This window comes from Vibrio phycocola (assembly GCF_053850235.1).
In genome coordinates, this window is sequence record NZ_JBSQDJ010000004.1 from 104,017 (window position 1) to 113,314 (window position 9,298).

A 9,298-nucleotide genomic window follows, 5' to 3' on the forward strand; every position below is an offset into this window, starting at 1 on the left:
CTCCTAGCGGCTTAAGCGTGTTGCGATCCAAGTTAGGATCAAAGTAAATAGGAAATAAGAGATAACAAGCGCCGACGTGAAGTGGCCGCTGGTTTGTCGCATGTTGTAGAGGTAAACCTGCAACGTTTCGACACGAGTACCAACTAATATATTGGCAAAAACAAACTCTCCGAATAAAAACGAGAAAGATAGAAAGAGCGATGCCATAAGACCTTTTTTCAGGTTCGGTAGCACTATCGCAATGAAAGCGGTGGTGGTACTTGCTCCAAGAAGGTGAGCAGCATCCATAAGGTCGCGCAGATTAATCGCAGCAAAGCTATTGGCGAGTGATCGATACATAAATGGGAAGGCGATAGTGAAATAGGTGCCGATTAAAATCCAAGGGGTTCCAATTAGGGTAATTGGCCCATCTGCATACAACTGAAGTAGACCAACAGAAGAGACGACTGGTGGTACGGCAAAGGGCAAAAGAAGTAGCAAATTCATCCACCCATCCAATTTCGGGAAATAGTAAAATACAACAAAAACCATTGGTACAATCAACACTGTACTCAGGGCTAGAGCGCTAAGGCAGATCAACAGCGAGCGGCCAAAAGCAGCCAAAAAACGTGGATCTTGCCACAACTTTAGATACCAATCGAAAGTGAATCCTTGTGGAAAAATAGTTGCTCCCCAATGCTCAGAGAGTGAATACGCTAACGTTGCAATAAGTGGAATCAACAATATACCGACGAGCGTCAACACAACGGTACGATGGTATAAACTGGACGTTTGATTATGATTTGGCATGATAACTCCGTTTCAGTAGCCATTGATTTACTGCCGTTATCAGAGCCATAAGTCCGATAAGTAAAACAGACAGCGCAGCTGCAAGGTTCGGCTCCAAATAGAGGTCTCCAGAAACTAGGCTGGCAATGCGAATGGTCACTAGATTGTAATTACCGGTCGTTAAGGCGTAAGCGCTGGCGTAGGCACCAACCGCATTTGCAACGAGAATAATGAATGTCCCTAAAATGGCTGGCGATAGTACAGGCAGCACAACCAAACGCCAGTAGTCAAAAATATTGGCTCCCAGAAGCGCGGCCGCGTCTTGCCAATCATCGTCGATGGCATCAAATGCGGGGTAAAGAAGTAAGATAGCGAGTGGTATCTGAAAGTAGGTGTAGATAAAGATTAAACCTGTGTGCGAATAGAGATTGAACTCGTCGATAAGACCCCATTGACGCAAGATCAACGTGATGGCTCCGTTGAACCCTAAAATAATAATAAATGCGAAAGCCAGTGGTACACCACTGAAATTACTGGTCATGTTAGTAAATGCAATCATCCACTCTCGCAAGCGGCAATCAACCCTATGCAGTGAAGCTGCTGCGATGGTTGCAATCACTAATGCAGTGACACTTGCATACAGTGAAATAGATAAACTGTTGCTAAACGACTGAAGAAAAAAGGCAGAACTGAATATCTCTTCATAGTGTTCTAGTGACCACTCTTCTTCGACTAAGAAACTATTTATAAATACCCAAATCATCGGAGCGATTTGAAATAACACAAAGAATACGGCGAAGGGAATGAGTAATAGTGCGGCTCGTCCATGCTCTATTTTTAAACGTCGTGTTAAGTGAAGCCAACTCGTGATCGGCTGCTTTTTCAGTGGTGCAATAGTTTTGCTTTCCTGAATCTCTGCAGCATTTTTCATTGTATATGACCTCTTTGTAGAAGTTCTGGGGGATAAGGCTTGTCGTGATTCGCAAGGCCGAGCAGTTCACAAATCAAACCACATAACTGTGTTTGTAATACCGTAGCGGTGAGATCCGATTCAGCTTGATGAGACATTGCGGAACCTATTAGATAAAGTGGAACTTGACGCTCTTCTGCAAGAGTTCCACCGTGAGTTTTGTCATTATTCATACCGTGATCGCTAGTTATAACCAGTTGGTATCCTTCCTCTATCCACTCCGGGACAAAGTGAGAAAGAATCACATCTGCTTGGCGAGCTGAATTCCGGTATTCCGCCGAATCGAGCCCAAACTTGTGCCCAGCATCGTCAATATTCATTGGATGAACCAATAAAAAATCAGGGTCATAGTTAAGACGTAGCGCTTCAGCATCAAGGAACAGGTGATCATCGGGGTAGTGATCGGCGTGGTAGAACATCCCATGTTGAATTGAGAGAGACTTGTTGTTGGTGATTCGGTCGCGTATCGGCTGGTAAGGAGACTGATTATAAAGCTCACTGACCCAGTGGTATGCGGCGGCAGAGGTTGTTAATCCAGAATCTCGGGCAAGGCTAAAGATACTTTGATGCTTAGAGAGCCGACAAATCTGGTTGCTTACAATGCCACTATCAATTGGGCGAACACCAGTTAATAAGCACTCGTAAAGAGGGCGAGAGAGCGAAGGAAGTTCAGACGTGATTCCATAGAAGCTTGCTCTGTTTGACTCGACGAGTGCGTTGAGGTAGCCCATACACTCTTGGGCTACCTGCTTACTTAGGCCATCGAGCACAATAAATATGACTTTATTACTCATGTTAATAACCTTATCGTCCTTATTGGATATGAATAACGACGCTTTCTTGCCATTTACGTGGCAGTTTGCGAGCTGTTTTTTCCCAGCTAGTAAAGTCACCAACAGGTTTTGCATTAACATACTGCTCGTTAGGCAGTAGTTTTTCAGTTACATCGGCAGGCATCTCTAGTTTATCGCTACGAATTGGGCGAGCATAGCCACGAGCAAGGTTTAGCTGTCCGGCATCACTAAGAATATATTCTCGAGTCAACTTTGCAGCATTTGGGTTTTTAGCGTATTTGTTGATGATTGTGGTGTAACCAGAAATGACAGAACCATCAGAAGGAATAAGCACAGTAAAGCGATCACGATTGATTTGATCTCGATAGTTAAGCGCATTGAAGTCCCATAGAATACCGACTTCGATCTCGCCTTTTTCAAGGTTTGCAATTGATGGATCGTTTAGAGACAAGCGACCTTGTTTTGCTAACTCACCAAACAACGTTAGAGCCGGTTCAATGTCTTTTTCATTACCGCCTCGGGCAATAGCCGCCGCCAACACTGCGTTGTTAGCTTGTGAAGCAACGCCGACATCGCCAACAGTTACGCGATAATCACCGGTCAGAAGATCAGCCCAGCTTGTTGGTGCTTCCTTCACAAGATTATTATTCACGATAAACGCGATAGTCCCAGTGTAAGCAAGCATCCAATGACCATCTTCATCTTTTGCCCAATCTGGAATGTCGCTCCACGTACTTGGTTTGTAAGGTTGAGTTACCCCTTTTTTAACTGCTACTCGGCCAAAGGCAAAACCAACATCACCAATATCTGCGGTTGCATTTTTTTTCTCAGCTTCGAACTTGGCAATCTCTTGAGCAGAGCTCATATCGGTATCTTGATGTTTTAAGTTATACACCGAGCTCATATCTTCCCAAGTCTGTTTCCAGTTGGCCCACCCATCGGGCATTCCGATACTGTAAACTTGACCTTCTTTTTGAGCGGCTTGGACTAAGGTATCGAGGTCAGTATTTGCTTGAAGGTTCATCGTTGCAGCGAGTGCAGATAATGAAAGTCCCATCACTAATTTCTTCATCGTTTCATTCCTTGAATTGTCATTTAATTAGCCAGTAACCATCTGAGGTTGTGTTTTTTTGTGTATTTGGTTCTGAAAAGCAAAAAAGGTGCCATGAGTTATTTATTTTCATTTCTGTATGAATAACTTCTTATTTATCAATTATATGTAGGTTACTGTGTGTAATAATCTGACTTGTTGATAAAACCAACCCCAGAAATCTATGATCAATGTTGGTGCTTATTTGTTTGTTTTTATGCATTGAAAAGTATTTGTGTAAAAGTGTGTTTTAAATTGAAAGATATGAATAAGCAGACATATCCACGATGGTATAAGGTTAATATGCAGTCTTAATTTTATTTTGATGTCTTATTGTGTTGGCGCGGAATATCTCGATGCTTGGAGTGGTACTAAAGTTCAAAAGTAGAGCAACAGATAATAGTTTTTGACAAAATTTTAAGAGTTTTTCGCAACGACAAAACCAATATCCTAAATACACTGCTGGGTAACGAGAATTTAACGTGTTACTTGATGAGTGAACTTCACTGATTAAAATCAGAAGGAATACAAGGATGATTGATATAAATAGTGAAATAAGTATGGATTTAGCGAGTCAGTCTGAGAGTGATTTGTGGTCCATGATATCGTCGAACTATATGACCGACGAAGTGAGTTTGTTAAACAGCCTACTGCCGCTTGCCACGCCTTCAGATGATGAGAAAACTGACATTGAAAAGGAAGCTATCGCGTTAATCAACGATATTCGTGCCGATAAAAAAGCGGTACAGATGATCGATGCATTGCTGCTTGAGTACAGTCTTGATACGCAGGAAGGAATACTTCTAATGTGTCTTGCGGAAGCCTTGATGCGTATACCTGATGCAGAGACGGCCGATGCACTCATTCGTGATAAATTGACAGTGGCAGATTGGAAGTCTCACTTAAAAGGCGAGAATTCTGCGTTTGTTAATGCCTCGACCTGGGGGTTAATGTTAACGGGTAAAGTATGTGGCCTAGTTGGTAATTCTACACCTTCTCCAGTGAGCGCTATTAGTGGATTGGTAAATAAGTTATCTGAGCCAGTAATTCGTCAAGCAATGAACCAAGCGATGGCTATTTTAGGTAAGCAATTTGTTCTCGGAAGGACGATAGAAGAGGCGAATAAAAACGGAGCAGCCAAACGAAAAGCGGGCTTTGATCACTCCTTTGATATGTTGGGAGAAGCGGCACTGACCGCGGCTGATGCCAAAAAATATTTCGATGACTATATGTCGGCCATCGAAACTGTCGGCAAAACGGCGGCAAGCAGTCATGATTCGACACCGTCTATTTCAATGAAGTTATCGGCACTTCATCCTCGCTATGATGTTGTAAACGAAGCGAGAGTGATGGATGAGTTGTTTGAGGCACTGCTTATCTTAGCTAAGCGTGCAAGAGAGTTAAACGTACCATTAACGATTGACGCAGAAGAGATGGATCGGCTCGAGCTTTCTCTAAGACTGTTTAAGAAGCTTTACCAACATCCGGTCATTAAAGGTTGGGGGCAATTTGGTCTGGTCGTTCAAACATATGGGAAAAGAGCACTCCCGGTTTTTGCTTGGCTAAATCGGTTAGCGGATGATCAAGGAGACTTGATACCCGTGCGCTTAGTTAAAGGTGCGTACTGGGACAGTGAGATCAAGTGGTCTCAGCAGGCTGGTTATGATAACTATCCCGTTTTCACTCGCAAGGAAGGGACCGATGTGTCTTATCTTGCTTGTGCGCGTTTTGTTCTTCAAAAAGAGGTAAATCGGAACTTATATCCTCAGTTTGCTAGTCACAACGCACAAACAGTGACGTCAATTGCCGTAATGGGTAAGGAAAGTGAATATGAATTTCAGCGTCTGCATGGAATGGGGGAAGCGCTGTATAACCAAGTGATGGCGAGATATGGCGCCAATGTTCGTATTTATGCGCCAGTGGGGAGCCATAAAGATCTGTTGCCTTATTTAGTGCGTCGATTACTGGAAAATGGCGCGAACAGTTCTTTTGTACACCGTCTGGTTGATGCAAGATGTCCTGTTGAACTCTTAATTCAACACCCAGTTGAACAGTTGTTAAGTCAACCCTCGTTTGATAATAAAGCGATTCCTCTTCCTCCTTTTATCTTCCCTGAACGGAAGAATTCCCGTGGTATCAATATCGATATTGATAATGAACGAGGGTCGTTTGAAGAGGATGTACACGCCTTTATGAACACGTCGTGGACGGCTGCCCCTGTTATCAATGGTAGATCTCTGTATGTCGATTTGATTAATAAAGGAGCAGAAGCTGTTTCAGTCACAGCGCCATATGATCGTAAGGTGGTCGTGGGTTCAGCGATATATGCGCAAGAAGAGCACGTCGAGCTTGCGTTTGAATCCGCACAAGCTGCGTTTGGTGACTGGCAGCAGCGAAGTTATGAAGAAAGAGCATCATGTTTAGATAAACTGGCCGATTTGTTAGAAGAGAATCTAGCGGAGTTTGTAGCACTTTGTCACCAAGAAGCGGGTAAAACCATTCATGATTCGATCGATGAAGTTCGCGAGGCCGTTGATTTCTGCCGTTATTACGCTCAACAAGAAAAGATTTTTGAAGCCGTAGTGTCAAAAGGCTTTAACGGAGAGTCGATTACGACGTCACGCCAAGGGCGCGGAGTCTTTGTCTGTATCAGTCCGTGGAATTTCCCTTTGGCTATTTTCTTAGGTCCCATTGCGGCCGCATTAGTCTCGGGGAATACTGTGATTGCTAAACCGGCAGAGCAGACGAGTTTGATTGCGGTTAAGGCGGCGGAGCTTATTCATGAAGCTGGTTTCCCATCAGGAGTATTCCACTTGTTACCGGGCACCGGAGCTGAGTTGGGTAATGCATTAACCTCTCACCCTTGTGTTGCGGGCGTTGCTTTTACGGGGTCGACTCAAACTGCTCAAAAGATCAATCAATCTCTTTCTTCACGAACGTGTCAACCAGCGCCATTGATTGCCGAAACCGGTGGGTTAAATGCGATGGTTGTCGACAGTACTTCATTACCAGAACAAGTGGTTCGTGATGCGTTACGTTCCGCTTTTGCGTCAGCGGGACAACGATGTTCGGCGTTACGAGTGTTATGTGTGCAAGAGGATATTGCAGACCAAATTACTGAGGCAATTTCAGGTGCGATGGATCAACTTACCATCGGTTTACCTTACCTTCATAAAACCGATGTAGGGCCGATTATTGATAAAGCAGCGAAACAAAAATTGCAGGCTCATATTGATGAAATGACATCAAAGCACACATTGATCAAACAAATGCCACTGAGCGCTGAGTGCGAGAATGGCGATTTTATTGCTCCTTGTGTATTTGAAATTCCTGATATTTCCTGTCTTAAAGAGGAATCGTTTGGGCCAGTACTGCATGTTATTCGCTACAAGAGTACCGAGCTCGTTGAACTTGTCGAAAAAATTAATAATACCGGATATGGGTTAACCCTCGGTATTCATAGTCGCAATGAGACCACTTACCGTTGGATAGAGAAACACGCCAAAGTGGGGAACAGTTATATCAACCGAGATCAAGTTGGTGCCGTTGTCGGCGTTCAGCCATTTGGTGGTCAAGGACTATCGGGCACAGGACCAAAAGCAGGCGGACCAAACTACCTATATCGATTTACTCAAGTTAACCACATGGAGGTGGCACAATGAGCCAGAATTTAGCTCTCTTTAATACGGCTTTAAGCGCGTTTGATTCTTGGTCTTTAATTTCTCCTAAAGACAGACTTGTAGCTCTTTCGGTATGTAAACCAGCGATCCCTTCTGCTTATTTATCGGCATTTGAGTATCAATATGATTATGCAAAAGTCATTGTTGATAAAAATGAGTATCTTGTCAGCCCAACTGGGGAGTCTAATGAACTCTATACTCAGGGGCGAGGCGTTGCTGTGATGTTGGTTGATATCGATGAGGGAGAATCGCTTCAATCGGTATTTGCGATGCTGGCTGCAATCGTGATAGCGGGAAACAGCCTAATTATTTGCACTGATAATACCGACTTAACGGGAGCCATAACTCGCTTGGTTCAGACCAATCACCTGCCAGTAGGTATTATTGCCGCTTCTAGTCGAGCAGAATATTCCGAGCTTATGAATTATGACATTCGCAATTTTGTTTATATAGGCGACTCTATGGTCGTACCTTCGTTAAACAAAGCGCTTTCCTTAAGGCCAAGTGCAATTACCGCGTTAGTTGCTGAAACAGATTTGGTGGCGTTACCGGTCGCTAAAGATCCTATGCTAGCACTTCAATTTGTGACGGAAAGAGTTCGGACAACCAATATCACTGCGATTGGGGGCAACGCGATGCTATTAGAACTAGGGAGTGACGAGCACTGATTGCTCTTTGGCATGATGTACAAATGGGCGGCTATTCGTTTGTTACAATGAATAGCGTCCTTTTATGACCAATAGTGAGTCTTATAATGCGAAGGTGAAATACCTTCATATTTAGAAAAGGCATGAGTGAAAGCACTCTGACCTGAAAAACCAGCCATATCAGATATCTGACTTAGTTTTACATTTTTATTTTCAATCAACTGCTTAGCGTACTCAACTCGTTTGGTTAAAACGTATTGATGCGGGGTAACGCCAGTTTGTTTTTTAAATAAATTGTGGAATTGACTCTCACTTAAAAAGACACTCCCAGCCATCTGGCTCACAGAAATTTTATTTTGGATGTTGCTATGAATAAAGCAATCGATGATATCCATATTGAGTCGCTGACTATGGGTATGAAATGCACGAGCATGTTTTTTTAACAGCGCTACCACAGTGTAATTGCAAGCTTGACATAGGGAAGCATCATCTGGACAGGACCTGACCTCAGTCGCTAACATTCGAATTAACTGCGTTGTCGTCGCACTTAACCCGAAGTAACAATCAGAGATAGCAAGTTCTTGCATTTGACTCATTGCAGATTCATTACCTTCAAGATTAGAAGCTAGGTTGAGAACTAAAATTTCAGAAGGCTCATCAATACTACTAAAAGCGTGTCTTGAGTCGGGCGTTATAATGCAGCCTTGGCCCGGTATGATTTTATTCCCACTACCGCTAATATCGAAATCTGCTTTTCCTTGAAGGCCAATAACAACTTGTAAATAGTCATGAGCGTGCCCAGAAGTTTCTGTTGAGAGCGTAATATTCTCAATTGGAGAGGGAGCTGGATAAAGCAATGGCTTTGAATATTGATTATATGACATATATATCCCTCCTTTGATTCATAATGGCACGCGAGCTTGTTATTTTAGGCTTCCAAGTGAATGCCAATTATACTCTTTGTTGGTAAAAGAAATATATTGTTGGTAAAAGAACAATATTCTTTAGCCTAGGATAGCTTTGCTGGATGAGAAAAGAAACAGGAATTAAAACTTGGTGAGTCGTTGGAGACAATAGCAATAAGAGACGCGACAATTACAGTTAAAATCAATTAGAAATGCGATTGTCGTAGATGAATGATCAATTTAGGAAGAAATGGTGGCTACGACGGGATTCGAACCTGTGACCCCATCATTATGAGTGATGTGCTCTAACCAACTGAGCTACGTAGCCACTCTGAATCACGACGAACCTAACAGCAGTTCGTTAAAGAGATGGTGCGGAAGGAGAGACTTGAACTCTCACACCTTGCGGCGCCAGAACCTAAATCTGGTGCGTCTACCAATTTC

The 9,298-nt window shown here is 43.2% G+C and carries 7 protein-coding genes and 1 tRNA gene; 2 read left to right on the forward strand and 6 right to left on the reverse strand.

Annotated features, from left to right (window positions below; genetic code table 11):
• Positions 1-3: 3 nt before the first annotated feature.
• The 4 genes from ACWU4D_RS07495 to ACWU4D_RS07510 are packed head-to-tail and all read right to left on the reverse strand — an operon-like array spanning position 4 to position 3,556.
• Positions 4-789, reverse strand: coding sequence for an ABC transporter permease (locus ACWU4D_RS07495; protein WP_456050785.1), 786 nt, complete (start codon positions 787-789; stop codon positions 4-6).
• On the reverse strand, positions 776-1,699 hold the full coding sequence (locus ACWU4D_RS07500; protein ID WP_456050786.1) for an ABC transporter permease: 924 nt from the start codon (positions 1,697-1,699) through the stop codon (positions 776-778). The genes ACWU4D_RS07495 and ACWU4D_RS07500 overlap by 14 nt, the downstream gene beginning before the upstream one ends.
• Positions 1,696-2,532 (reverse strand): alkaline phosphatase family protein, encoded by an 837-nt coding sequence (locus tag ACWU4D_RS07505; protein WP_456050787.1) that lies wholly within the window; start codon positions 2,530-2,532, stop codon positions 1,696-1,698. The genes ACWU4D_RS07500 and ACWU4D_RS07505 overlap by 4 nt, the downstream gene beginning before the upstream one ends.
• Positions 2,533-2,551: 19 nt before the next feature.
• A complete protein-coding gene (locus ACWU4D_RS07510; RefSeq protein ID WP_456050796.1) occupies positions 2,552-3,556 on the reverse strand; it encodes an ABC transporter substrate-binding protein in 1,005 nt (334 codons plus the stop codon).
• Between the two features lie 599 nt (positions 3,557-4,155).
• On the opposite strand from ACWU4D_RS07510, the gene putA reads away from it, so the two are divergent.
• Positions 4,156-7,284: a bifunctional proline dehydrogenase/L-glutamate gamma-semialdehyde dehydrogenase PutA gene (gene putA, locus ACWU4D_RS07515; protein WP_456050788.1), complete on the forward strand. Its 3,129-nt coding sequence runs from the start codon at positions 4,156-4,158 to the stop codon at positions 7,282-7,284.
• A complete protein-coding gene (locus ACWU4D_RS07520) occupies positions 7,281-7,970 on the forward strand; it encodes a 1-pyrroline-5-carboxylate dehydrogenase (RefSeq protein ID WP_456050789.1) in 690 nt (229 codons plus the stop codon). Before putA ends, ACWU4D_RS07520 begins: the two co-directional genes overlap by 4 nt.
• Positions 7,971-8,032: 62 nt before the next feature.
• On the opposite strand, the gene ACWU4D_RS07525 is transcribed toward ACWU4D_RS07520, so the two are convergent.
• The gene (locus ACWU4D_RS07525) at positions 8,033-8,833 is read right to left on the reverse strand and encodes an AraC family transcriptional regulator (RefSeq protein WP_456050790.1); all 801 of its coding nucleotides are present in this window, start codon (positions 8,831-8,833) and stop codon (positions 8,033-8,035) included.
• Positions 8,834-9,105: 272 nt separating this feature from the next.
• A tRNA-Met gene (locus ACWU4D_RS07530) sits at positions 9,106-9,182 on the reverse strand.
• Between the last annotated feature and the right edge of the window lie 116 nt (positions 9,183-9,298).

What these genes read in the sequence shown, in the direction of transcription:
- ACWU4D_RS07495 (WP_456050785.1), bottom strand. Translation starts at nt 789, where the DNA reads ATGCCAAATCATAATCAAACGTCCAGTTTATACCATCGTACCGTTGTG.
- ACWU4D_RS07500 (WP_456050786.1), bottom strand. Translation starts at nt 1,699, where the DNA reads ATGAAAAATGCTGCAGAGATTCAGGAAAGCAAAACTATTGCACCACTG.
- ACWU4D_RS07505 (WP_456050787.1), bottom strand. Translation starts at nt 2,532, where the DNA reads ATGAGTAATAAAGTCATATTTATTGTGCTCGATGGCCTAAGTAAGCAG.
- ACWU4D_RS07510 (WP_456050796.1), bottom strand. Translation starts at nt 3,556, where the DNA reads ATGAACCTTCAAGCAAATACTGACCTCGATACCTTAGTCCAAGCCGCT.
- putA (WP_456050788.1), top strand. Translation starts at nt 4,156, where the DNA reads ATGATTGATATAAATAGTGAAATAAGTATGGATTTAGCGAGTCAGTCT.
- ACWU4D_RS07520 (WP_456050789.1), top strand. Translation starts at nt 7,281, where the DNA reads ATGAGCCAGAATTTAGCTCTCTTTAATACGGCTTTAAGCGCGTTTGAT.
- ACWU4D_RS07525 (WP_456050790.1), bottom strand. Translation starts at nt 8,833, where the DNA reads ATGTCATATAATCAATATTCAAAGCCATTGCTTTATCCAGCTCCCTCT.